The following is a 22,977-nucleotide window of genomic DNA, read 5'->3' as shown; positions in this document are numbered from 1 at the left end:
CTGGGCAACTTTTTGTTGCTCAGGTACTTAAAAAGTTTAAGTTATAATAGTGTTGCGGAATTAAGGATAAAGAAACTATCAAAGGAATTTTTCTCAATTTCTTTATTTATATAATTTATGATTTTAGATGCAGTTTCTTTGTTCATGTGGGTATTCGGAATATGATTTTCATAGCAATACCAACATTTTAGATTACAATCTTGAGTTGGATAGACAACTATTCTTAATTCACGTGAACCGAAGGTTGCTAACTTGTTTTTATATCTGATAATTGCCAATTCATCTCTATTGTCAGGAATGATTACTCCAAGTTCACATAAATTTTGATATGAAGTTTTATATTTATTTTTGAATTCATTAATTTGTAAAGACTCAAAATCACTACAAACATTATTGGATAAAGCTATGTATGAGTTTGTAAATGAATTGAATATCAACGAGGCTTTTTCGCTTCGTATGATTATGTTATAACGACTTCTTTTCATAACTAATAGGATTTTAGGTAAAATGGTGCATTATCAGTTTTATCCCAATAATGCACCATGCTAGAATGTTACTTATGGTTCCATTGTACTAGAACTTTCTAGATGTGCAGGACGACAGTCCTTTCCACAATGGCTTCCACCTCCACCATCACAACCTGAATCACAATGACTTCCACCAGTCATTGCAACAGAAATGCCACCATGTACAACTACCATTTCCTCATCTGTAAGGATTGCTCCTTCTAAAAAATCGAAATTTGCCATAACATTAAATAATTTTGTAAGTAACTAATCAAAATTAAGCGACATGTTTAGAGAAGTTTATACGCAACCCCTTTCCGATATCTGCCAAAGCTCTGTTGGTGGTATAGAAAAGTATGTCAGTAGTTATATAATCTTGTGGTCTTATCCACTTGCCTTTAAGAATACGCCAAAGTGTTTCCGCAATATTCAATTGTGGCGAATATGGAGGCAAGAAAAAGAGGAAAAGTCCTCTTTGCTCCCATATTGGGCGAAGTTCTTTGATCTTCTTGTTTCTATGTACGGAAGCATTGTCAAGGACAACAAAAGTGTCCATCTCCAAGTTGAACGAAAAATCATCAAGGAAACTGAGGACTTTATCTGCCGTCATCTTTTCGAATGTGGTGAATCCATTGTAACGGTTATCACGGTCTATCATTCCAAAGATATTGAGTCGTGCCACCCTTTGGGAGGGGACATAAACATCCTCCCCTTGCAGTTGCCAACCGTAAGGGACATATCCTTCAGTACAAGTGTGGCTCTCATCAGCATAATAGAGCCTAATGCGTCCTTCAGACGCTTGATTTTCAAGTTTTTGCAACTTCTCGACTTTGTATTCATAGAGTTGCGGCGAGGGTTCTCCCCTTGGGCGTTTTCTTATTCGCTTATATCTTGCGCCAATGCTGATAAAAAACGTTTGAATGTTGAGTCGCTTGCCTCTTTGCCCGAGGCTTGCTCCCATGCCGCTCTTGCCTTGCTCACGCTCTGTCTGTCTTGCTCTATTGCACGACGCACAGCTTCCTCGTCCGAACAGTCCATAATAGGTTTTCGACCTCTGCCAGAACGGGTATTCAATCCGTCTATTCCTTCGGACTTGAAACGTTTTACCCAAGCGTTTACGCTCACGTGGCTCATTTCCGTTTGCACGCCCGCTGCTGCAGAAGACAGTCCGTCTGCTTTCAGTAACACAGCACGACAACGCATGCGGAAGCAGTGCTTTTCGCCTAAGCGAAATCCTTTTTCGAGTGCGAGGCGTTCTGCCTCCGTCAACTCCAATACTTTTGGCTTTCCCATTGCATATAAAACGGAAAAATACAATAAATATTTTATGTAAACTAATTTTGCTCACTTACTTAAAACATAAACATTCATGACTTTCATGAAAGGTAGTCATAGACTACATTTGCAAATATATAGAAATTTGCAATATCTTCCAAGCTAATAATCATTTTTTTTTAATTTACCAAACATTTATTAAAAAATGGTTTAAAATTTTCTGTATTCAATACGAATTCTCTGTTAATCAGTATCCTTTGAAATAATTCTTTTCCAATATTCTCTCCAAACTTGAAGCCTTGTAGAGTATCTTCCCCGCGAACTGCGTATAGGGAATAATCTTCCTGTCCCTATAATCCTGCAAGGTTCGAGGGCTGATGTACAGCCGCTCACACACTTCTTTACCCGTGAGGAAATGCTCACCACCAAACAGTGGTTTATGCGTTTCTGCCACTTCCTTTATTCTCTTGCCTACATCGTGCAGTGCGGTAAGCACTACCTGCATCTCGTCCGAGCCGAAATTCAAATCTTTTGCCGTTTCCATAACTTGTTTATTTTTTAGGTTTGTCAGTTTTTGTAAGGAGCAGCCTTTCCACATCCTCACGTTTATAATAACACTTGTGTCCGATTTGTGCGAATGGCAGCACGCCTGTATCACGATAATGCTGCAATGTGCGCTTGCTGATGTTAAGCAACCTGCACACATCACCATTGTGCAGCCAATCTGTGTGCTTACACTTCTCTCCAAATGCCTTGTGGCAGCAGTCGGCAAGACCTAATATCTCGTCCCTTAGTTTCTGCCAGTTCTGGTCTGTAATTATTAAATACCCCATACTTCTATTGTTTTGTTTGTTGTTACTTATATCCTGTGTTGCAGTGTTCTGCGCTACGACACGATGCAAAAGTAGGGATAGTTTTCCTACGCTCAAAGCATCGGAGAACAGCAGGGAAGACAAGTGAAATTAGATGAAGTAAGCCTGCTTGTTTTCAGTCCTTATCTACGCAAAAACACCTCACATTTCTTCTTTCTTCGTTCATACACATAAAAAGTATAGCTGATAATTGGGCATACGACTTTGATAGTATTCCGTGATTTCCGAGCATTATGAGATAAGCCCTTAATCTCTTTTCCCGATTATCCGCATTATTCCTCTTTCGTCTTACTGCTCTATTTGTTATCCTTACACTCCTCTTTCAGAGCCATTGATCATTGCTTTTCCCGTGGTTCGTCATCAACAGTGCAGAACACTGCATCTGAATGTGTTTTGCAACAACCGAAGCCGTGGCTTTGTTATCGAACAACCGTCACTTAACCCATACAAATCACGTCCAACCCACCAAAAAGGCTTGTTCCGACCGATTTTCTTCGGTGAAATATATTGCAATACGATGTAAAATCATGCCAGCACGCTCTGAATGCTTGGCTATCAGAATTATCCTCCTTAACTTCACTTTCAGAAATCATTTTAGGACGATTATGAAGAAATGCGCAGACAATAGCAATATACACGCAGAAGACAAGCCGAAGCATAGTAGGCAAACTTCCAAAAACAAGGAGATAGAAAGCTACCTCTCCACCCATTATGACTTCAGGTTCAACACTGTACTTGGCAGAACAGAGTTTTCTCCCAAGTGTGCCAATGTGTTTAGCAAGGTCAGCCGTTATGACATCAATACCTTCCGCAGGGAACTTGATAGCGAGGAAGGTATCATCACTTCCGCTGATAATCTTTATTCCATCATCGAAAGCAGTTTTTCGCCACGCATCAATCCCATACAGGAGTATTTCAAGGCTTTGCCAGAGGTTGATGCTTCAGAAGTGCTGCACAAGATAGAGGTAAACCAAAGCACAATAGCCAACCTTGCATCGTGCGTTACCGTCCGTACCTCCGAGAAGTGGCTGCCGTACCTTACCAAATGGCTTATTGCAGTGGTTGCCAACGCTATGGACGACCGTGAATGCCGCAACCATACCTGCCTCGTGCTGACGGGTGAACAGGGAAAGTTCAAGACAACCTTTCTTGATTTGCTATGCCCTCCAGCCCTGCATGGTTACAGCTACACAGGAAAAATATATCCGCAGGAGAAGGACACACTTACTTATATCGGTCAGAACCTTATCGTAAACATTGACGACCAGCTCAAAGCCCTCAATAAGCGTGACGAGAACGAACTGAAGAACCTCATCACCTGTCCGATGGTTAAATACCGTATGCCTTACGACAAGTATGTGGAGGAACACCCACACTTGGCGAGTTTTGTAGCATCGGTAAACGGCAATGACTTTTTGACCGACCCGACAGGAAGCAGACGCTTCCTGCCCTTTGAGGTACTTGCCATCGACATTGAACGAGCAAAGGAAATTTCTATGGATGCCGTCTATAACGAAGCGAAAGCCTTGCTAAACGCAGGCTTTCGATATTGGTTTAACGATGAAGAAATCACGGAACTCTATAAAGAGAGTGAGGACTTCCAAGTACAGACCGCAGAAATGGAACTACTATTACGCTGTTTTGAAAAGCCAACAGAGGACAATCCTCATTGTGCTTACATGACCACTACCGAAATACTCGCTTATTTAGGTGTTTATACGCATCAACCTTTGACACTCAAACGTATGGGCGAAGCACTCAAAAGAGCTGGCTTTGAAAAGGTAAGCAAGAGGCGTGAGGGTTGTAGTCCTGTCTATGTGTATAAGATTAGGAAAATCCACCCCTGCCCACTGGTAAATAGCTGTAGTAGTTTGATGTAGTAGCGTATGTAGTATAGTTGTTTACTACAACTCATATCTGAATGTCAATCACTTACAATCAAAATATATGTAGTAAGAAGAAAGTGAAAAAAGTTTTTAGGGGAAAAACTTTAGGAAACGAAAAAGAATAAATGAAGTTTGCCCTATCAGCATAATCAAAATATAATCCGATATAAAAATCAGAATGGAAAAATGTTCAACCAATAAAACAATACGACAATGAAAGAAGAAGAATTATCACGCATCAAACGATACCCCATTGTGGAGTATCTTGAGAGGAAAGGTATCAAACCAGTGCGCAGCACACCAGCCTATGCCCTCTACCGCTCACCGTTTCGTGAAGACGCACATCCAAGTTTCAAGGTGGACACAGAGAAGAACCTTTGGATAGACTATGGCGAAGGCAAAGGTGGAAGTATTATCGACCTTTGTATGCGATTGGAAGGCTGCACACTGTCAGAAACCATCCGACACTTAGGGCGGAACACTCTCGATGATACAGTGCACAGTCCTTATAAAGAAAGTGTACAAGACACTTTCATGCAGGAAAGCATCAGACAAGCAGCCTCTACAAATGGTGGAGCAAGGAGACTGACAGGTATATCAGACACCTTGCCACTCCATTTGCAGAAATACCTCACAGAAGAACGCTGCATCAACATAGAAAAGGCTACACCCTTTCTACGTTGTATCAGCTATGAGGTAAGAGACCATCATTACCAAGCCATCGGCTTTGCCAATCAGTCGGGTGGCTATGAGCTTCGGGACAATGGTTCCTTCAAGGGAACGATTGCCCCGAAGGACATTACTCCGATATTCATAGACAAGTTGAGAGATAAGGACACTGATAAGATACAGCCTGTATGCGTGTTCGAGGGATTTATGGATTTCCTTTCTCTCCTTTCAATGAAAGAAGAAGTAACGAGTGTCTGCCTCGTGATGAACTCCGTAAGCAATGTTGCAAGGGCTATCCGCTATCTGAACGACCGACACCTAACCAATATCCGTGCCTTCCTTGACAATGATGATGCAGGAAAGAGGGCAACCAATGATTTCATCAGGGCTGGTTTCAAGGTCGAGGATATGTCAGTGCATTACGGAAACTTCAAAGACCTCAACGAATATCACATCCACAGGGTGCGTGAACAGCAGAAAAGCCTATCATTGACGATGTCACAAACACAAACCAATCCCATAAAGGTAAAACAAGTTAAACATAAAATGAGATAGAAAAATGGAAAAGAATATGAACACTACAGAAGCGGACAAGAGCCTCGAATGGTATCTGAACGGAGGAGATGACGAAGACGGCAGTGTGCCGACAACGCAAAATGAAGTCGCATTAAAGGGGAGTACCGCTCCCATGGAAGAGCCGATAGAGGATGCACGGCAGCAGGAAAAACGTACGGCAAAAATCCAATCGGAGTGTTCCACGGAGCAATCAGAGCAATTCAGGATGGCACGGCATATCGGGCAATCGCAGAATGCCAAGCGACCGCAAAATGACGAGCGTCCGCAGCACTCCGAGAGCGTTCCTGTTCAGAAACGCATCAGTGCCAAAATGAGAAAGGAAACGCTTGAAGCCTACAAGCAAGCCTATCTTTTACCTGCCAAACTCAGTAATAGGAAGGCTGTCTATCTGAGCAAGGAAACACAGGAACGTGCAGACCTCATCGTGCGAAGATTGGGCGACAGGGGCAGCAACCTTTCAAGTTTCGTGGAGAACCTCGTGCGCAGTCATTTGGAGGAATACCACGAGGATATAGAGAAGTGGAGAAAGCTATAAGCACGAAAAAAGGAGCGAGGGCTTTTCTTGGAAAGGTCGTCCCTTTTCTCTAAACCCCTCGACCCTTTTCCAAAAGAAGCGAAGACTATGTTATTGTCTAAAAGAAAGAAAGGAGGGAATGCCACGAACGCAGTTAGACACGGAATGCCGTGCATTCACTTTCGGCAGGGGAAACCCCCCAAGGCGTTATCGGTATCTCAGCTGATATTGCAAGACGTCAGTTTGTACCCACAAACTGCTCTTGCTCCCCTCGTCAGACAATCGGGGAGATAAGACCGTAATCACTTCGTTCTCATCGATAAACTTTTAGGAATTAAGAAATAACAAACCATCTACAATGATAAACTTTCAAAGAAACTTATATGAAAAGATACAAGGGAAAAACTGCCCGATGGCAGCAACAGGACAAGGAAGAACAGAGTATGAACAAGACGGAGTTCATCAAGGTTAGGTGCAGCTTGGAGGAGAAGCAGCGCATCAAGTCAAGGGCGGAAAGCACAGGGCGTAAATTCTCCGACTACTGCCGTGAGATGTTAATCAGAGGTGAAGTGATAGCAGTTCCTCCAATGACGGACAATGAGAGGGAAGCCATTGCCATACTCCAGCGGACAGGAATGTTCTACGGGCAGATTTCCAACCTTATCAAGGTCAAGGATAAGGCATGGGTGCCGATAACGAAGAACCTTTCCATATGTGCCAAGGAAGCATTTAAGCGTTTTTACGACCCTCACTTTCGGATTGATGACGATATTTATAAGGTCTTAAAATTGACGAGAAATGGTAGGAAAGTGTAAGGCGATAGCGCACGGAAGCACGGCATTGGACTATATTTTCAGGGAGGGCAAGATCGGTTGTCGGCTTGCCTTCCACAATCTTTGCAGCAGGGAGCCGAAGGCTATCCATGAGGAAATGAAGGTGGTCAGCGACTACAACAGCCGATGCAGGAACAAGTTCCTCCGTATCGAAATAGGTATCGCTCCGCAGGACGAGAAGAAACTGCCTGTTTCTGAATTGATGAGGATATCTCATCTGTTTGCCAAGCGAATGGGGCTTGACAATCACCAATGGGTAGCCGTAACCCACAAGGACACCGATAACAGGCATATTCATATCATCGCCAACCGCATCAGTCTGTGTGGAGAGGTATATGACACCACTTTTGTGAGCAACAGGGCAGCGAGGGTGGCGGAGGACATCAGCAGGGAGAAAGGCTTGACCATCGCAAAGGAGGTCAAGGCGGAGAGGAAACACCAAAAGGCAAAAGCTAATCCCACAAGGGAGGAAGCAAAGAAAGAACTGCAAAGGATATGCTATACCTTGCTTGATAAATACAAAGGTACAGGTATCACGGGACATTCCATGTTCCTCTACGAACTGAACAAGAACGGTATTACCATAGAGCGTATGAAGAACAAGCAGGGCAAGGTTTATGGCTTAAAGTTCTCATACGGAGAACATACGTTCAAGGCTTCGGAGGTCGGCAGGGAATTTGGCTATCGTTCCTTGCAGAAAAACTTTGACCTTCGCAATAAGGCAGAGTCAAAGACATTGCAACAACACGAGTATAATCCGCCAAAGGAAAAAGAAAATTTTGGTACAGCTTATCAACTTGTTCCTCCAAGCCGTTCCAATATCTCACGAGATGGAAATACCCTACAACCACTTAATACTATTGGTACAATAGCAGATACTGCCATTAGCGTAGTCGATGAAGTAATGGAAGGCTTGGGCGAGATGATTACGCCAACCGCACAGGGCAATGATCATGCCGAAGCTGCATGGCAGCGCAAACTAAGGACCCAAGCCAATAGAAAGAAGAAGCGAGGAAGAAATATATGATGGCTACCTCCCGCATCGCTAAATCGTACAGAGCTATTCTAAAGGTTTGCTCATCCCTTCAGCAACAGCATCTTTGATTTTATCAAGTAATTCTGTAAACTTTTGTTGCTCGAGTTCCTCTATATTTTCCCAGTCGCATTCTATTTTATTCTCTTCTATAAGTTGCTTTAACATTTCAACATAGTCATAATCTATGGCAGTAGTACCTTTCTGTATTTGGACTGTTATATTTCCCATTTCGTCCTTTTTAAAAAATAATTTCATATGTTCTAAGTTGTGAATTTCTTTAAGTTATATTTTTTTACTCGTTTCTTTATTGAAGGTTTGCCACCATCCGTTATTGATGCTATTAAATCAAGAATTGATTTTTCTCCAATTTTTCCTTCGAGCGGTGATGAACGTATTACTATTACACCATTTTTATTTTCACAATAAATAATTTGTTGAGCATCTCCCATCATTGGAATTGTTGCATTATGAGAGACAAGAATTATCTGTTTCGTGTTTTTTACTTTCTTAATCGCACTCACTAAACCATCATTAATATATTTAGTTGCAAGATTATCTTCTGGCTGATCAATAATAATTGGGGCTATATCTTTATCATATCCAAGAATAAGATCTAATAGTACAGAAGTTTTCCATCCTGCACTGAGGCGACTGAAATCCTTTCCCTCTTCAGTTGTAATACTATAGATAGTCTTGTTCATATTTTCAAAATCTTTATAAACCCTATTTATGAAGTCTTGATAGTCTATCACTTTAGGTTTTTGCCCACTAAAATTCTTTTGAAATAATTTTTTTGGTGAGATATTATTAAAAGCATCAATCTTACAAGTTGTTTTTAACTTACTATTAAAGACATCAAGAACAATATTTTTGTTAATTTTATATTGATTCTTTATAAATAGAGAATGTCCAGAGGATTTTATTTCTTTTGTTTCAAACTCAACTTGATAAGAAGCTATCGCATGTAAGTATTTTTTAAATTTCCTATTTAAATAAACATAATCACTTATTTGCTTTATCAATTTATCGAATTGCTGTGTTTTAGTTTGATCTTCTTGACTTTCTGTTAGAAGAATACTCGCATATGTGTTATTAGCGTTGTTTATAGTTGTAAAAACATTATTTTCAACTTCACTATATTTGTACACGATCTGTAATACTTTGATTAACTCATCTATAGTTGTATTGTAATCAGACACAAAAGGATTGTTCCGTAAAAGCGTTTTTATCTCTAATAATGCAGCTATATGATTTGTTTTCTTAAGATTCTCATAGGAAATAGAATTACGTTCATTTGATTTGGGTAGCAGGGTGGAAATGATGTTTTGTCTAATGGGATTTAAAACAAGTAATCTACCTATTTGTGGAGTCACTCTCATCTTATGCTCTATAGACTCAATCTCTTCTACAGTGCGGATTAATTCTGTTAAATCTTTTTTTAATGTAGCGAGGCTGCTTCCCACTTGTTCTGAAATTTCTCTATTGTCAGGAAACAGGCTTTTAATGATTTCGATTTCTTCAATACCTTGCTCAGAATCATTTCCTATAACTTTCATAATATAATTCTGCCCTAAATAGTGAGGAGTCATCTCCGAAGGATTAACTACATTGATATTTTCAACATCAAAATCTTTATAATTAGAATCTTCAAAAGATTTCTTGGATAGCTTCCTCCATATAGAATCTACCAACAGTGTTTTGCCACTTGAGGATCCTCCTATAATAACATTGAGACCTGAACTAAATTGTACATCTATATCAAGATGTTCATTTTTATATTTAACACTTTCAATCTTTTCTGACCATGATTCTGGTTTAGACAGGCTATATATTAAACGAGATTTCTCAGACAAAGATAATCTAAATCCTTCAAAAGTGGGTTGAGAAAACATCCAAGTTGGAACGAAAGGTTCTGCATCTTTGGCTTTGGCATTAGGATATCTGGCAGGATCATAGTTGTCTGAGCAAGTTACAAGGTTTACAAAATCACTAATACCAAGTCTTTGAAAGTACTTATCTGTCTCTTCTCGTTTAGATTCGCTTCTTGCTGTAAAGCCATCGAACTGATTGTAATAAACACTGCGCTCCATCATAGTATCAAACTTCTTTGTTGATGGTATAGCCTTATTAAAAGTAGCATGAGATTGCCCCCCATGAGGAAGTAGAACAAAATCATAGTTGTCGAACTCATTGATAACCTTATCAAGAGTTGGAATAGAAGTATCTTTCTTATCAACTGTTTTTCGAGGATATAGTCTATCCAATATATCATTTATATCGTCTATAGACTGTTCCGTTATCTCATTTTTGAAAAACATATGGCAGTGATATGCTTCTGTTTCTAAAACATAATGGATATGTAATTCTACGCCAAGCATTAAATGTATATCTGGACTACATGCGTCAAGTGCAGTAAGATATACTCTCTTATTTATTACATTATGATCAGTAACAATAGTTCGTTAAAATTTGAGATAATTGCTACGCAGCTTTCCTCTGCCAGCCAAAGAGTTCTTTGATAGTATGACTAATTAACTTTCGGTTCGGTATGCTCCGACACCTGTCGAAAATTAATTTTGCAATGTATGTGCTCGCTATGAGCTCCTTGAAAGAAGCCATGGAATACGGTAGCCCGTTTTCCTTCATCATCACCTTTGCCACATTCTGTGATGCAAATGATGCGTTGTAGGAGAAGTCCAACTGATTCTTGTGCCTTGCCTGGCAATGCGCGAGTCCGGTATACTGCTTGGCATCGCGGAAGCAAAACTCGATTTGGAATCTTGAGCGGTATGTGCGCAACACTTCCTCACCTGATATGGCTGTCTTTGTAGAGAAGAAAAGTTTGTGCTTGCCGTTCGGCATCACCCAAATGACAAGACGCACTTTCTGCTTCAGTGCCTTTGAATAGGCGATGAGTGTGTAAGCTGTGCCTTCAAGTCCTTCGATATGCATCTTCGCCATACGCGTGAGGTCGAGTTTCTTGTAATTGATTTTCCCGTCAAGTGTTTTGGGACGCCCGGGCTTATTGGAACGAGGTCCCGTGTACACATAGTATAGGCTCGCCGTATCCCTGAAACGGCTGACAAGATGAAAGCCTTGCTCCTTGATTCCCTCCACAAACGGACGGATAGAGAAGAAAGCATCAGCGACAACAATATCGGTGACCTTCAACAATTCTTTCCTGTAGCGTTTGATGACGGCAATGTAATGCTGCACAAGAGTCATGCTACGCAGTTTCAACTCTCTTGTAGAAGGGGTTTGATGGGCACGAAGCATCATACAGTTGTTGGCGTAGACATCGACAAGGGCAAGTCCCATGATTTCAAGTCCGTGTTTCATGGAACCTGCACAGCCGGACCAGAAAGTACCAACATGCGGAGTCTTCTTGCCTGACTTACTGATGTAGCTCGGATCTATGGCTATAGCCAGCAGTCCGTCCATGTTCAGATAACGCTGGGAAAGGTAGAGGTTGAACTTAACCCAGTTGATGCACTTAGCCCGGCTGCGGTTGAAATTCGTTCTGTAGGTCTGCTCGCAATGGGTGCCGTAACGCTCCATTTGAGTGAAATTTATCTTTCTTTGTATCGCCATGTACAATAAGAGTATTTCCAAGAGTAGATTCTCAAAAGTTTTGCCTAATTTTGCAGATGAGCTTTTGATGGCATCTCTGCAGATTTCTGTATATTGGTCGAGTGGTTCTGATGTCATTTGCTTTATGTTTTTGCTACTATAAAGTTACTGATAATCAGCCACTTGGCCAAATTTTATTAGTTATATTAAGTTAATTAACTCTCTCATTTTCAAACGATTACATTAGAATTAACGAAGTATTGTCAGTAAAAGAAAGCAAAATATTTTGTGCTTGGGCTTTGTCTCTCACCTTAGTAAAAAGAGTCTCAAAGTCATAATTTACATTAAGACTATCAGGGTTAGATGATGTATGAATATGAATATCAATGTATACAGGTTCCATATGTCAAAATATTATTCTATGAATACTAACTAAGACATCCAAATCTTTAATTGGTTATAGTGTAAAAATACTTAAAGAAATATATTACAAAGGTAGTATTTTTATGGTGAAAATCCTTGTTTTTCTGACAGAAAGTATATTTTTCACTTAAAAGAATTGCTCTATTCTCAATAAAGTATTATCTTTGCAAACAGAATAACAAGCGTTCTTTGTTAGGCAGAAAACAGCAAAGCCAAGTAGCTCGCTCGTTTCCAAATCGTTACCTATTCAGTTATATTAACAAGGTAACTTGTTTATTTTCAATAAGTTGTATTTTAGATATTATCTTACAATGCCATACATATATGTTTGGGAAGGTCAAAGGTATATGGTTTACGTTGTAATGATGAGATGTGGAAAAATAGAACAATAGCTTTGGTAAAGATAAACGGCAACATAGGTTTCTTAAATTTGCACATTCCACTTATTTATTGTACTTTTGTACGCCTATAAGAAGTAATTTATTAAAGATAAAATAAAAAAGAATGAAAGCATTTGTTTTCCCCGGACAGGGTTCACAGTTCGTAGGTATGGGCAAAGACCTCTACGAAAATAATTCATTGGCAAAGGAACTTTTTGACAAAGCTGATGAAATTCTCGGTTTCAAGATAACAGAAATTATGTTTGCAGGTACTGATGAACAGTTGAAAGAAACGAAGGTTACACAGCCTGCTGTTTTCCTTCATAGTGTAATTTCTGCACTCTGTATGGGCGATGAGTTTAAGCCTGAAATGACTGCTGGTCACTCTCTTGGTGAATTTTCTGCCTTGGTTGCTGCTGGTGCATTGACTTTTGAAGATGGTTTACGTCTCGTTGCTGCTCGTGCCAATGCTATGCAAGAAGCGTGCGAGTTAGCTCCTGGTACAATGGCTGCTATCATTGGTTTGGCTGATGAAAAGGTTGTTGAAATCTGCGAACAAGTTTCTAACGAAGGCAAGGTAGTGGTAGCTGCCAACTTCAATTGCCCTGGTCAGTTGGTTATTTCTGGTTCTAAGGAAGGTATTGAGACAGCTTGCGAACTTATCAAGGCTGCCGGTGCAAAGCGTGCATTGCCTTTGAAAGTTGGTGGAGCTTTCCACTCACCATTGATGCAACCTGCTAAGGAGAAACTACAAGCTGCTATCGAGGCAACAACAGTTAGCGCACCTAAGTGTGCTGTATATCAGAACGTTGATGCTAAGGCTCATACTGATGCTGCTGAAATCAAGGCTAACCTTATTGCACAGCTCACTTCAAGTGTTCGTTGGACAGAGAGCGTGCAGAATATGATTGCCGATGGTGCAACAGAATTTATAGAATGTGGTCCTGGTGCAGCACTTCAAGGAATGATTGGACGCATAGATAAGGGTGTCAATGCACACGGCATAAACTAAAAAGAAGTGAAGTTGACCTATTACAAGTAGGTGGAACTCAACTTTTAATTCGTAATGAGAGACACTTTCTCATATAGAACACATCTATGTGAGAATTGTCTCTTTTATTTTAATTCATATCTTGCGAAAGCCTTATTGTAGAGGTGGCAAAGAGAAAACGCTATGAAATTAGTTATATATCAAGTCTTTACACGCACGTTTGGTAATACCAATACCAACAGAATACCCAACGGAACATTGGCAGAAAATGGGGTGGGGAAGATGAACGATTTTGATACTAAGACTTTGAAACAAATAAAAGGTCTTGGAGTAAATTCTATTTGGTACACGGGTGTGATACGTCACGCCACTACAACCGATTATTCAGAATTTGGTTTACCTACCCAAAATGCGCAAGTGGTTAAAGGTAAGGCAGGTTCGCCTTATGCCATAACCGACTATTACGACATCGACCCCGATATTGCAGTTGATGTGGAAAATAGAATGAGTGAGTTTGAAGCATTGATAAGCCGCACGCATAAGGCTGGAATGAAGGTTGTTATTGACTTTGTGCCTAATCACGTTGCCCGTGAATATAAAAGTATAGCAAAGCCAAAGGGCGTGCGAGACTTGGGCGAGAACGATGATGTAAGCAAACACTTTGATGCTCAGAACAATTTTTATTATTGTCCTAATGAACCTTTACACCTTGACGGGCTTGTAAAAAATGGACGTACGCTCTCCGAAATAACTTACAAGGAGTTTCCTGCAAAGTGTACAGGCAACGACAAATTTGATGCCTATCCACAACAAAATGATTGGTATGAAACCATAAAACTAAATTATGGGATAGATTATTGCGACCTTGGCGGCACGAGTTATCATTTTTCGCCTCGTCCGTCTACGTGGGAGAAGATGACAGAAATATTGTTATTCTGGGCATCAAAAGGTATTGATGGCTTCCGTTGCGATATGGCAGAGATGGTACCAACGGCATTTTGGACGTATGCTATCGAGCGTGTGAAACGAGAATATCCTAAACTCATTTTTATTGGTGAGGTGTATGACCCTAATCAATATCGGGCTTATGTGGCTTCGGGCTTCGATTACTTATATGATAAGGTGGGAATGTACGATTGTCTCCGTGGAGTGATGTGTGGAGAGCAGTCGGCAAGTGCCATTACCAACGCTTGGCAAGCTACCAACGATATTCGTAATCAGATGCTCTACTTCTTGGAAAATCACGACGAACAGCGTATTGCTTCCGACTTTTTTAGCGGTGATATGCGCAAAGGAGTTCCTGCAATGATAGTTTCAGCCTTGTTTCAATCAAATCCTGTGATGATTTATGCAGGGCAAGAGTTTGGTGAAAAGGGAATGGACGCTGAAGGTTTTTCGGGTTGTGACGGACGTTCTACCATCTTCGATTATTGGTGTGTGGAGGGTATTCGCAAGGGCTATTATGCACGTAGAAGTTTGACAAAAGAGCAGAAAGACTTGGAGAAAACTTATAAAACCATCTTGAACATCTGCAATAAGGAAAAGGCTGTGGCTTCAGGGTTGACCTTTGATTTGGTGTATGCCAATTATGACAATCCTCGATTTGACACCAATAAACTCTTTGCATTTATGCGAAAAGATGGAAACGAGATACTGCTTGTTGTTGCAAACTTTAGCGATGAGGTTCTAAACATTGATATAAATATTCCTGCACACGCTTTCGAGTATTTACAGATGGCTGAAGGAAAGAAGGAAATGATTGATTTGTTGACCAATGAAAGTGAAGTGAGTGATTTCCGTAAGGACAACGTTGTCGGAATGAGTGTTGGAGCTTTGAACGGACGAATTTATAAGCTTTAGACGGACAAATCATAGGTTTTAAATAAACAATTTTCAAGTTTTAGACAAGCAAATTATAAGTTTTAATCAAGTAAATTTCAAGTTTTAAAGTGTAAGGAATGATGTCAAGAAGCGATAAAGAAATGATGTGGAAAACGATTGATAGTAAGGTTATTATCAATCGTCCGTGGTTGAATGCTCGATGCGATAAAGTGCAATTGCCCAATGGTACTGTACACGATGAGTATTATGTGCTTTCTTATCCTACGTGGATTAACGTTATAGCCGAAACAAAGGAAGGTAAAATTATTATAGAACGGCAGTATCGCCACGGTTTAGGGGTGGTTTCAACTGAGATTTGTGCAGGTTGTGTAGAGGAAAATGAAGAACCCTTGGCAGCTGCAAAACGTGAGTTAGAGGAAGAAACAGGATATACCGGGGGAGAATGGAAGGAGATAATGTGTGTGTCGCCTAATCCGAGTATTGCCAACAACTTATGTTATTGTTATTATGCAAAGGGAGTAGAACATACATCAAACGTGCATTTGGACAGGACAGAGGATATAGAAGTGGATCTGAAGACGAAAGAAGAGGTTTATGAGATGCTGCAAGTGGGAAAGTTTATACAAGCGATGATGATTGCACCCTTATGGAAATTCTTCGCTACCTACCACCCACAGCTTATAAAATAAGAAGTTAGAAATAAATAAATGATAACCAAAGATAGTATAAACTCTGCTTATTGCTTTTTGCATCAGAAGTTTCGAGTGTATGAATATTCTACTGATGAGATGCAAAAAGACGATATTGAGTTTGCCATATCTACCTATGTTGATGGTATGAACGAAGCGTTATACAACGAATTGTCGAAAGGGCGAACTGAATTCTTGCAGTCGCATCAAACATTCGCAGCAGATATGCAAGAAGCAATATCATTCTTGGAACAACAATTATAAAACTTAGAAACAGCGAATACAGAAGTATGGATTTTGATAAGATACAAGAAGATACACGCAAGGCAGAGCTTATACGTGTGATAGAGCACTCTGTAGAGCGGCTTTCATTACCTGAATTGGAAGCACTCTATTATGATTTAGTGGCGAAAGATTATATTCGATGACTAAAGGCTGGTTCTATAAATTACCACCGCATATAGTCATTAAATTTTTATGAAATACGTTTTGTTATCTTTTGGCTTCTTTTTATATAAAACAGGCTGCGCCTCAACAATTCAAACAAGTTTGATTGCATTCGGCTTGCTCTGTTTTTGGTTCAAAAATAAGCTCAAAATCTAACAACGCTAATTTATAGAACCAGCCTAAAAAGTGGATATGCAGAAGGGGATGGGTAAATATCGTGAAAGAAATGAGTAAATATTTGGTACGAAAAAAGCAAGCATTAGATTTACCATCTTATGCTTGCTTGAGCTCTTTTCATTTAAGTATCTTAATTACTCTGAACAATCTTTATCCCTTTCTGACTATACCTAAATCCTCCAAAACTTTTTACCTAAATAAATAATTACACTATTATGATTGAATGACAATGCAAAGATATGCAATTTTCAGATAGGATATATTACAATTTATGCACAACTTATTGCATATTTTACTGAATATATATCATTTTTACATTTTAAGCTGTACTTTTGTATTAATATACAAATTAATATCAAAGAAATGACAAATAATCTCAATAAAGAAATACTTCATTTAGCTATTCCCTCAATTGTAAGCAACATTACAATTCCACTTTTAGGTTTGGTAGATTTAACCATTGTGGGGCATATTGGCAACGAAAACTATATCAGTGCGATAGCTATTGGCTCAATGATATTCAATCTTATCTATTGGGGATTAGGCTTTTTGCGAATGGGAACAAGTGGTATGACCTCGCAAGCATACGGGCGAACAGATTGGAACGAAGCATTGAGTATTCTTTTGCGTGCTTTATTTATAGGCTTAGGAATGGGCTGTCTGTTTATCATTGGTCAATACTTGATAGAGTGGGGAATGGTCAGAGCGATGAACACACCACAAAGTGTATATCCGTTAGTGCATAAATATTTTAAAATAACGATATGGGGAGCACCTGCAATGTTGGGACTATACGGACTTACGGGGTGGTTCATTGGTATGCAAAACACTAAGGTGCCAATGGTTATAGCGATAGCTCAAAATATTGTAAACATAGTTGCATCAATGTTTTTTGTATATGTTTTAGGGTGGAATATTGAAGGTGTGGCAACAGGAACACTCATTGCGCAATGGGTAGGATTTGCGTTAAGTGTGGCAACGTTGCATTTTGGTTTGAAGTGTAACTATTTCTTTAAAGCTGAAAACAATGCAACCCTGTCTCTTAGATTTATGAAAACAATTTTGCAAACAAAGGATAATTGGGGAAATTTCTTCTCTGTCAATCGTGATATTTTTCTCCGAACCCTGTGTTTGATAGCTGTGAATATGTATTTTACGAGTGCTGGAGGGCGACAAGGCGCAATGATATTGGCTGTCAACACGTTGTTGATGACTTTGTTTACCATTTTTTCCTACTTTATGGACGGATTTGCTTATGCTGCCGAAGCACTTAGCGGAAAATATTATGGTGCTAAAAACGCCATAGGGTTCAAGCTATTGAAACGCCAATTGCTATATTGGGGACTTGCTATGGTAGTATTTTTTACAGCGATTTATGTTGTAGGCGGTACCAACTTTTTGAGTTTATTGACCAACAATACTGATGTTGTCCTGCAGGCACAACCTTATTTGATGTGGAGCTATTTAATTCCTATTGCAGGTGTCTTTGCCTTTATCTATGATGGCATTTTTATTGGCATCTCCGAAACCAAAGGTATGCTCGTTTCGGCATTAATAGCTGCCATTTGTTTTTTTGTTTTTTACCATCTTGCTTACCCATCAATCGGCAATCACGCCTTATGGATAGCCTTTTTATTGTTCTTATCCATACGCGGAATTTTACAAGGTGTGTGGACACGTAAGTATATCATTCATAGGCTTTAAGGTGGGTTTTAACTATCGCTTAATGATGGTTTAACCCAAATCGGTCGTTAGACTTCTTCGAGATTTGCGAGCTTATTTTGAGCTATTTTTGGTTGTTTTTGAAGACGTTTAGCGAGCTAAACAACTGAAAAAACAAACAAAAAGAGCCAAAATAAGGTGCAAAGACGAAGAAAAGCATAACATCTAAACGCTTTAAAAAGCCTCTGTGGGCTAATGACCGACTTGGGTTTAAAACCCATTAAAACCATTTTTTACTGCTTCCACAACAATTCGATAAGTCCTGACGATGGGGGAGTGGGGCAGCTTAATTCGTCTGCAAAGTGGAAGCCATTGTATTCAAAATGGGTTAAATCCTCCACGTTTGTGATTTCGTTTTGCAAAATATAGCGTGTCATACGTCCTCTACAACTTTTAGAATGCACAGTAACATTCTTCAATACGCCATTCTTTTCTACCAAAAACTTTGGCTTTATCACGCACAATTCTTTCACAACTCGCTTCCAATCAAAGAGATGTTCAAACTCTTCGGTGGCTAAGTGCATCAATACCCCATCATCGTTTTTCACTGCAGAGATGAGCATATCGGTCAACTTAGGTTTCCAATAAGCAAAGAAAGTATCCTCGTTATTGATTTCAAGCTTTACATTACCTTCAAGGCGATAGGAGTGAATAGCATCGCAAGGGCGCAACATTCCATAAAGAAAGCTCAATATCCATAAGTGTTGGTTGGCATACGTTATATCTTTTGGAGTCAATGTATTGGCATCTAAGGTTTTATATGCTTGACCGTAATATGCAAAAAGTGCAGGCGAAAAGTTGTCTTCATTGAAGAAGTCTTGATACCTTAACTTAGTTTCCAATGCCAATTTTGCATTACATTTTAGCATTTTCATCAACTCTTCTACTTCAAAATTGGCTAATTCCAATGCAAATTGTTGGGCATCACGAATAAAAATCGGAGTAGACAAAGATGGAATAGAACGCTCAGTTTGGGTATTCATTATCTTTGCAGAGGCAAGAATGATTTGCATATCAAGGGAGTTTTATGAGTTAACTAAAAAAGAAAGGAACGCACTGCAACCATCTTCGATAAGGTCCAAAGCATATTCAAATGCCTGTCCGTCGCCATAATAAGGGTCGGGAACTGCTGTAACGTTATCGTAATGGTGGATATAATCTGCCATCTTTACAATTTTTGCTTTCTCTGACGCTGTTTTTGCTCTGCTGTACACCTCTTTATAATTATCGTTATCCATCACTGCAATGTAATCAAAGGCATCAAAGTCAGTTGAAGCGTCAAATTGTCGAGCAATATGGTCGATGGTGTAGCCACGCTGCAAGCCGTGTTTACGCATTCGGCTGTCGGGCAATTCGCCTACGTGCCAGTTGCCTATACCTGCTGAATCTACATAAAACAAGGAACTAAGATCTTGTTTATCAATCATTTGTTGCATTACCGCATTGGCAGCAGGTGACCTGCAAATGTTGCCTAAACAGATAAATAATATTTTTGTTTTCTGATTTTTATCATTTCGTATTTCCATTATTTTATTGCTTTTGTTTATTTTATTATTATTCCGATGGGGAGTTTTTGTAAATCGATACGTCGAGCCCTACAACCCCAAAGGGCAGCTATTGTTTATACAAAGTACTATCAATACAAGTTTATTAATTAATGTAGGGGCGTGATCTATCACGTTCCACACTAAATTACATCTGCATACGGAACTCGATACGTGTTGATGAGCTTGCAAATAAATCGAGCCACTACACCTCTTGGTACAACTATAACTTATGCAAAGATATTAAAAATAATTTGTCAACCACATTTTTATTGTGCAAATATTTTATCAAAACGGAGTATATAATGAGTTTGAGTTCCTAAATAGACCAACTATTAAAAGAAGTTCTATAAGTGTTAAATCGGAATTATAGAACAATTTTTCGTCTAACTTTGATGTTTTATAAACATTTGGTTATCAAGTGGTTATGCGCACTAAATCTTTGCAGTCCTGAAAGTTAAACTTTGAGCTTGTCAAAGTTCAACTTTGACCGTCCCAAACATATATGGTAAGCATCCAATATTAGCCGCCTTTGTGTAACATTCTTGCTTTACTACCTTTGCCCGAAAAACTTATGTTTGTACTCAATGAAACAAATGTTTTTCGGGTTTGTTGCACTCCTGTGGACATGCGTCAGGGTATTCTTCGCCTGTCCCAATTGGTACGCAGCAATGACTTCAATCCTTCTGATGGTGTTGTCTACGTTTTCTACAATCGAGCCCGTAACCGAATTAAATTGCTGCACTGGGAACGCTGTGGTTTTGTCGTGTATCATAAACAGATGGCACAGGGTTGCCTAAGTCCTAAAATCATACGGGCGAGAGCTGGATTTTATGAACTTCGCTGGGACGAATTGGTACTCTATATTGAAGGTATAAATCCTAATTGCTACCGAAGAAAAAGATACAATAAATCTTAGTATTTTCTTGCCAGTGTCAGATATTTTTTGTAATTTTACATCGTATAAAGAACTGATAATGTGATGGATATGCCTTATTGCACAATGACATCTGACTACCATTCTCTCACTCGGGAAGCTGTTGTTAAACTTCTTGAGCAAAGGGATGCTGAGCTTAAGAACAAGGATACTCAACTCAAGAACAAGGATGCTGAGCTTAAGAACAAGGATACTCAACTCAAGGATAAGGATGCTGAGCTCAAGGATAAGGATGCTGAGCTCAAGGATAAGGATGCTGAGCTCAAGGATAAGGATGCTGAGCTCAAGGATAAGGATGCTGAGCTCAAGGATAAGGATGCTGAGCTCAAGGATAAGGATGCTGAGCTCAAGGATAAGGATGCTGAGCTTAAGATTAAGGATGCTGAGCTGGAACGAAAGTCCCGTCGTATTCTTGAACTTGAGCGCATGGTATTTGGCAGGCGCAGCGAGAAACGCCTGCCTGAGAGTGCAAGCGGCTGGGCGGGTACGCTTTTTGACGAGCAGTGGGCCAAAGAGGGTTCCCTGGCTCAGGTGGAAGCCCTTCCCATCATCAAGGAGATAAAACAGCAGGCCGGACAACGCAGGTTATCACGCCGTGTGAGCCGTCCTTCCAGAAAGGGTAGGGCCTACGCCTCCTATGTTCCCGAGAATATAGAGCGACAGGTGACGGAGATATATCCAGAGGGTTATGACGCTGAGCGCATGGTCATCATCGGACATGACAGAAGTGAGCATCTGTGTCTGCGTCCCTCATCCTTTTATGTCAGGGTAGAAGATCGTGTCATCTGCCGCCTGAAGGAAGCCCGTCCAACGGATGCGAAGGTCGACATCCTGGAAGCCCCCTTGAAAAAGCAAGCGGTGGATTGTTTTGCCGACGCTTCCCTGCTCGCCGAGATCATCACCGCCAAGTTCGCCTATCACCAGCCCGAGTATAGGCAATGTGAAAGATGGAAGGAACTGGGCGTGAACATCCCCACCTCAACCGTCAATAGCTGGGTTCACGATGCCGCCGATGCGCTTTATCCGCTTTACAAACTTCAAGTAAGACAGATCCTGCAAAGTCCTTATCTTCAAGTTGACGAGACCAGCGTACAGGTTGCCGACCGCAAGGGAAAGACGCGCAAGGGATACCTGTGGGGCGTGCGTGACGCCATGCACTCCCAGGGTGTGTTCTTCCATTGGAAGGACGGGTTGCGGTCGGGCGCTGTGGCAGATGAACTCTTCAAGGGCTACCAGGGTGCCATACAGTCTGATGGGTATGAGGTCTACAGCAGGTTTGAGAACGTTCAGGGCATCGTGCTGTTAGGATGTATGGCACACGTGAGACGTAAGTTCGAACATCTGGCGTCTGACGATAAGAACGCCGCCCATATCATCGAAACGATAGCCACGCTTTATGAGTTGGAGGAAAACCTCAAACACAAGAAAGCACCACCCGAGGAAGTGGAGACAGAACGAAAGGCTAAAGCTTACCCTATTCTTAAGTATTTGGAGACCTATATGTTGGATGTACACAAACAGTACACCCCAGGCGAAGCTATGGAGAAGGCACTGCGTTATGCCTTCGCCGTATGGATACGCATTGGCAGATATGTGCAGGACGGACGCTTCAACATAGACAACAACCTTATGGAACAGGCCATCAGACCCATCACGCTTGGAAGAAAGAACTACCTGTTCTGTGGTAACAATGAGGGAGCAGAGAACAACGCCATCTTCTATACCTTTATGGCGTGTTGCAGGGAAGCAGGCATAGAGCCATACAAATGGATGAAGGAAGTTCTTTCAAGGTCCCTGCCAGATATGACGGAGGAGGAACTCACGAAAATGCTACCTTCAAACTTCAAATAACAAATAACCCTTATATGCTGCCAGACATATAAGGGTTATTTGTTGGTGTGAAAGGCGGCTAATATTGGATGCTTACCATATATGTTTAGCCTTGTCAAACATATATGTTTTGCATCATCAAAGATGAACTATGAAAAAGAGAACATAAATATATTGTGCCTATGAATTGCTGCAATGGTATTATAGAACAATATGAATGATGGTATAAAAGATATATTTATTACATAATCAGTGTTA

23 protein-coding genes are annotated in these 22,977 nt (G+C 40.3%); 13 read left to right on the top strand and 10 right to left on the bottom strand.

Features of this window, described 5'->3' with window-relative positions:
* Nucleotides 1–41 precede the first annotated feature (41 nt).
* The 5 genes from CZ367_RS04465 to CZ367_RS04440 all read right to left on the bottom strand — a co-directional run bounded on the left by CZ367_RS04465 (nt 42) and on the right by CZ367_RS04440 (nt 2,614).
* Nucleotides 42–485, bottom strand: coding sequence for a 4Fe-4S cluster-binding domain-containing protein (locus tag CZ367_RS04465; RefSeq protein ID WP_077195801.1), 444 nt, complete (start codon nt 483–485; stop codon nt 42–44).
* A gap of 298 nt (nt 486–783) precedes the next feature.
* Complete coding sequence (locus CZ367_RS04455; protein ID WP_144005935.1) at nt 784–1,467, bottom strand: IS630 family transposase; 684 nt, start codon at nt 1,465–1,467, stop codon at nt 784–786.
* Nucleotides 1,383–1,799 (bottom strand): helix-turn-helix domain-containing protein, encoded by a 417-nt coding sequence (locus tag CZ367_RS04450; RefSeq protein ID WP_202613108.1) that lies wholly within the window; start codon nt 1,797–1,799, stop codon nt 1,383–1,385. Before CZ367_RS04450 ends, CZ367_RS04455 begins: the two co-directional genes overlap by 85 nt.
* 229 nt (nt 1,800–2,028) lie before the next feature.
* On the bottom strand, nt 2,029–2,325 hold the full coding sequence (locus tag CZ367_RS04445) for a helix-turn-helix domain-containing protein (RefSeq protein ID WP_077195799.1): 297 nt from the start codon (nt 2,323–2,325) through the stop codon (nt 2,029–2,031).
* Nucleotides 2,326–2,332: 7 nt separating this feature from the next.
* The gene (locus tag CZ367_RS04440) at nt 2,333–2,614 is read right to left on the bottom strand and encodes a helix-turn-helix domain-containing protein (protein ID WP_077197360.1); all 282 of its coding nucleotides are present in this window, start codon (nt 2,612–2,614) and stop codon (nt 2,333–2,335) included.
* A gap of 644 nt (nt 2,615–3,258) precedes the next feature.
* On the opposite strand from CZ367_RS04440, the gene CZ367_RS04435 reads away from it, so the two are divergent.
* The 5 genes from CZ367_RS04435 to CZ367_RS04410 all read left to right on the top strand — a co-directional run bounded on the left by CZ367_RS04435 (nt 3,259) and on the right by CZ367_RS04410 (nt 8,158).
* Nucleotides 3,259–4,533 (top strand): virulence-associated E family protein, encoded by a 1,275-nt coding sequence (locus CZ367_RS04435; RefSeq protein WP_394334137.1) that lies wholly within the window; start codon nt 3,259–3,261, stop codon nt 4,531–4,533.
* Between the two features lie 219 nt (nt 4,534–4,752).
* Nucleotides 4,753–5,763 carry a toprim domain-containing protein gene (locus CZ367_RS04430; protein WP_077195798.1) on the top strand — a complete coding sequence of 337 codons (1,011 nt, stop codon included), beginning with the start codon at nt 4,753–4,755 and terminating at the stop codon, nt 5,761–5,763.
* Between the two features lie 4 nt (nt 5,764–5,767).
* Nucleotides 5,768–6,319, top strand: coding sequence for a DUF3408 domain-containing protein (locus CZ367_RS04425; RefSeq protein ID WP_077195797.1), 552 nt, complete (start codon nt 5,768–5,770; stop codon nt 6,317–6,319).
* 362 nt (nt 6,320–6,681) lie between these two features.
* On the top strand, nt 6,682–7,113 hold the full coding sequence (locus CZ367_RS04415; RefSeq protein ID WP_077195795.1) for a plasmid mobilization protein: 432 nt from the start codon (nt 6,682–6,684) through the stop codon (nt 7,111–7,113).
* Nucleotides 7,097–8,158, top strand: coding sequence for a relaxase/mobilization nuclease domain-containing protein (locus CZ367_RS04410; protein WP_077195794.1), 1,062 nt, complete (start codon nt 7,097–7,099; stop codon nt 8,156–8,158). The genes CZ367_RS04415 and CZ367_RS04410 overlap by 17 nt, the downstream gene beginning before the upstream one ends.
* A 33-nt stretch (nt 8,159–8,191) precedes the next feature.
* Here the strand turns inward: CZ367_RS04410 and CZ367_RS04405 are convergent, their stop codons facing one another.
* The 3 genes from CZ367_RS04405 to CZ367_RS04395 form a co-directional block, all read right to left on the bottom strand.
* The gene (locus CZ367_RS04405) at nt 8,192–8,422 is read right to left on the bottom strand and encodes a hypothetical protein (RefSeq protein WP_036894817.1); all 231 of its coding nucleotides are present in this window, start codon (nt 8,420–8,422) and stop codon (nt 8,192–8,194) included.
* A 5-nt stretch (nt 8,423–8,427) separates the two neighbouring features.
* Nucleotides 8,428–10,545: an ATPase gene (locus CZ367_RS04400; RefSeq protein ID WP_077195793.1), complete on the bottom strand. Its 2,118-nt coding sequence runs from the start codon at nt 10,543–10,545 to the stop codon at nt 8,428–8,430.
* A 103-nt stretch (nt 10,546–10,648) separates the two neighbouring features.
* Nucleotides 10,649–11,875, bottom strand: a complete 1,227-nt coding sequence (locus CZ367_RS04395) for a transposase (protein WP_077195746.1) — start codon at nt 11,873–11,875, stop codon at nt 10,649–10,651.
* A 789-nt stretch (nt 11,876–12,664) separates the two neighbouring features.
* Between CZ367_RS04395 and fabD the strand changes: the two genes are divergently transcribed.
* From fabD to CZ367_RS04365, 6 genes are all read left to right on the top strand, one after another.
* The gene (gene fabD, locus CZ367_RS04385; protein WP_077195791.1) at nt 12,665–13,552 is read left to right on the top strand and encodes an ACP S-malonyltransferase; all 888 of its coding nucleotides are present in this window, start codon (nt 12,665–12,667) and stop codon (nt 13,550–13,552) included.
* 162 nt (nt 13,553–13,714) lie between these two features.
* Nucleotides 13,715–15,391 (top strand): alpha-amylase family glycosyl hydrolase, encoded by a 1,677-nt coding sequence (locus CZ367_RS04380; protein WP_077195790.1) that lies wholly within the window; start codon nt 13,715–13,717, stop codon nt 15,389–15,391.
* 122 nt (nt 15,392–15,513) lie between these two features.
* Nucleotides 15,514–16,062: an NUDIX hydrolase gene (locus CZ367_RS04375; protein WP_237581538.1), complete on the top strand. Its 549-nt coding sequence runs from the start codon at nt 15,514–15,516 to the stop codon at nt 16,060–16,062.
* Between the two features lie 18 nt (nt 16,063–16,080).
* Entirely contained in the window at nt 16,081–16,326 is a 246-nt protein-coding gene (locus tag CZ367_RS04370; RefSeq protein ID WP_077195788.1) for a hypothetical protein, read from the top strand.
* Nucleotides 16,327–16,352: 26 nt separating this feature from the next.
* Nucleotides 16,353–16,490, top strand: coding sequence for a hypothetical protein (locus CZ367_RS15810; RefSeq protein ID WP_202613111.1), 138 nt, complete (start codon nt 16,353–16,355; stop codon nt 16,488–16,490).
* A 559-nt stretch (nt 16,491–17,049) separates the two neighbouring features.
* Nucleotides 17,050–18,390 (top strand): MATE family efflux transporter, encoded by a 1,341-nt coding sequence (locus CZ367_RS04365; RefSeq protein ID WP_077197358.1) that lies wholly within the window; start codon nt 17,050–17,052, stop codon nt 18,388–18,390.
* Between the two features lie 251 nt (nt 18,391–18,641).
* Here the strand turns inward: CZ367_RS04365 and CZ367_RS04360 are convergent, their stop codons facing one another.
* Nucleotides 18,642–19,421 carry a YaaA family protein gene (locus CZ367_RS04360; protein ID WP_077195787.1) on the bottom strand — a complete coding sequence of 260 codons (780 nt, stop codon included), beginning with the start codon at nt 19,419–19,421 and terminating at the stop codon, nt 18,642–18,644.
* Between the two features lie 12 nt (nt 19,422–19,433).
* Entirely contained in the window at nt 19,434–19,934 is a 501-nt protein-coding gene (locus CZ367_RS04355) for a low molecular weight protein-tyrosine-phosphatase (RefSeq protein ID WP_077195786.1), read from the bottom strand.
* A gap of 592 nt (nt 19,935–20,526) precedes the next feature.
* Here CZ367_RS04355 and tnpB point away from each other — a divergent pair.
* Together tnpB and tnpC are read left to right on the top strand one after the other, a co-directional pair.
* Nucleotides 20,527–20,871, top strand: coding sequence for an IS66 family insertion sequence element accessory protein TnpB (gene tnpB, locus CZ367_RS04350; RefSeq protein ID WP_077195478.1), 345 nt, complete (start codon nt 20,527–20,529; stop codon nt 20,869–20,871).
* A gap of 63 nt (nt 20,872–20,934) precedes the next feature.
* Nucleotides 20,935–22,740 carry an IS66 family transposase gene (gene tnpC / locus CZ367_RS04345; protein WP_394334136.1) on the top strand — a complete coding sequence of 602 codons (1,806 nt, stop codon included), beginning with the start codon at nt 20,935–20,937 and terminating at the stop codon, nt 22,738–22,740.
* Nucleotides 22,741–22,977 lie beyond the last annotated feature (237 nt).

The organism is Prevotella ihumii (genome assembly GCF_900155655.1).
GTDB lineage: Bacteria > Bacteroidota > Bacteroidia > Bacteroidales > Bacteroidaceae > Prevotella > Prevotella ihumii.
The sequence above is the reverse complement of the archived record's forward strand: the minus strand, read 5'-3'. Positions and strand labels throughout refer to the sequence as shown.

Excerpts from the sequence above, each read along its gene's own strand:
- CZ367_RS04365 (WP_077197358.1), top strand. The coding sequence starts at position 17,050 with ATGACAAATAATCTCAATAAAGAAATACTTCATTTAGCTATTCCCTCA.
- CZ367_RS04380 (WP_077195790.1), top strand. The coding sequence starts at position 13,715 with ATGAAATTAGTTATATATCAAGTCTTTACACGCACGTTTGGTAATACC.
- tnpB (WP_077195478.1), top strand. The coding sequence starts at position 20,527 with ATGTTTGTACTCAATGAAACAAATGTTTTTCGGGTTTGTTGCACTCCT.
- fabD (WP_077195791.1), top strand. The coding sequence starts at position 12,665 with ATGAAAGCATTTGTTTTCCCCGGACAGGGTTCACAGTTCGTAGGTATG.
- CZ367_RS04455 (WP_144005935.1), bottom strand. The coding sequence starts at position 1,467 with ATGGGAGCAAGCCTCGGGCAAAGAGGCAAGCGACTCAACATTCAAACG.
- CZ367_RS04410 (WP_077195794.1), top strand. The coding sequence starts at position 7,097 with ATGGTAGGAAAGTGTAAGGCGATAGCGCACGGAAGCACGGCATTGGAC.
- CZ367_RS04445 (WP_077195799.1), bottom strand. The coding sequence starts at position 2,325 with ATGGAAACGGCAAAAGATTTGAATTTCGGCTCGGACGAGATGCAGGTA.
- tnpC (WP_394334136.1), top strand. The coding sequence starts at position 20,935 with ATGGATATGCCTTATTGCACAATGACATCTGACTACCATTCTCTCACT.
- CZ367_RS04430 (WP_077195798.1), top strand. The coding sequence starts at position 4,753 with ATGAAAGAAGAAGAATTATCACGCATCAAACGATACCCCATTGTGGAG.
- CZ367_RS04435 (WP_394334137.1), top strand. The coding sequence starts at position 3,259 with ATGAAGAAATGCGCAGACAATAGCAATATACACGCAGAAGACAAGCCG.
- CZ367_RS04375 (WP_237581538.1), top strand. The coding sequence starts at position 15,514 with ATGATGTGGAAAACGATTGATAGTAAGGTTATTATCAATCGTCCGTGG.
- CZ367_RS04425 (WP_077195797.1), top strand. The coding sequence starts at position 5,768 with ATGGAAAAGAATATGAACACTACAGAAGCGGACAAGAGCCTCGAATGG.
- CZ367_RS04400 (WP_077195793.1), bottom strand. The coding sequence starts at position 10,545 with ATGCTTGGCGTAGAATTACATATCCATTATGTTTTAGAAACAGAAGCA.
- CZ367_RS04465 (WP_077195801.1), bottom strand. The coding sequence starts at position 485 with ATGAAAAGAAGTCGTTATAACATAATCATACGAAGCGAAAAAGCCTCG.
- CZ367_RS04355 (WP_077195786.1), bottom strand. The coding sequence starts at position 19,934 with ATGGAAATACGAAATGATAAAAATCAGAAAACAAAAATATTATTTATC.
- CZ367_RS04415 (WP_077195795.1), top strand. The coding sequence starts at position 6,682 with ATGAAAAGATACAAGGGAAAAACTGCCCGATGGCAGCAACAGGACAAG.
- CZ367_RS04360 (WP_077195787.1), bottom strand. The coding sequence starts at position 19,421 with ATGCAAATCATTCTTGCCTCTGCAAAGATAATGAATACCCAAACTGAG.
- CZ367_RS04450 (WP_202613108.1), bottom strand. The coding sequence starts at position 1,799 with ATGGGAAAGCCAAAAGTATTGGAGTTGACGGAGGCAGAACGCCTCGCA.
- CZ367_RS04395 (WP_077195746.1), bottom strand. The coding sequence starts at position 11,875 with ATGACATCAGAACCACTCGACCAATATACAGAAATCTGCAGAGATGCC.
- CZ367_RS04405 (WP_036894817.1), bottom strand. The coding sequence starts at position 8,422 with ATGAAATTATTTTTTAAAAAGGACGAAATGGGAAATATAACAGTCCAA.
- CZ367_RS15810 (WP_202613111.1), top strand. The coding sequence starts at position 16,353 with ATGGATTTTGATAAGATACAAGAAGATACACGCAAGGCAGAGCTTATA.
- CZ367_RS04370 (WP_077195788.1), top strand. The coding sequence starts at position 16,081 with ATGATAACCAAAGATAGTATAAACTCTGCTTATTGCTTTTTGCATCAG.
- CZ367_RS04440 (WP_077197360.1), bottom strand. The coding sequence starts at position 2,614 with ATGGGGTATTTAATAATTACAGACCAGAACTGGCAGAAACTAAGGGAC.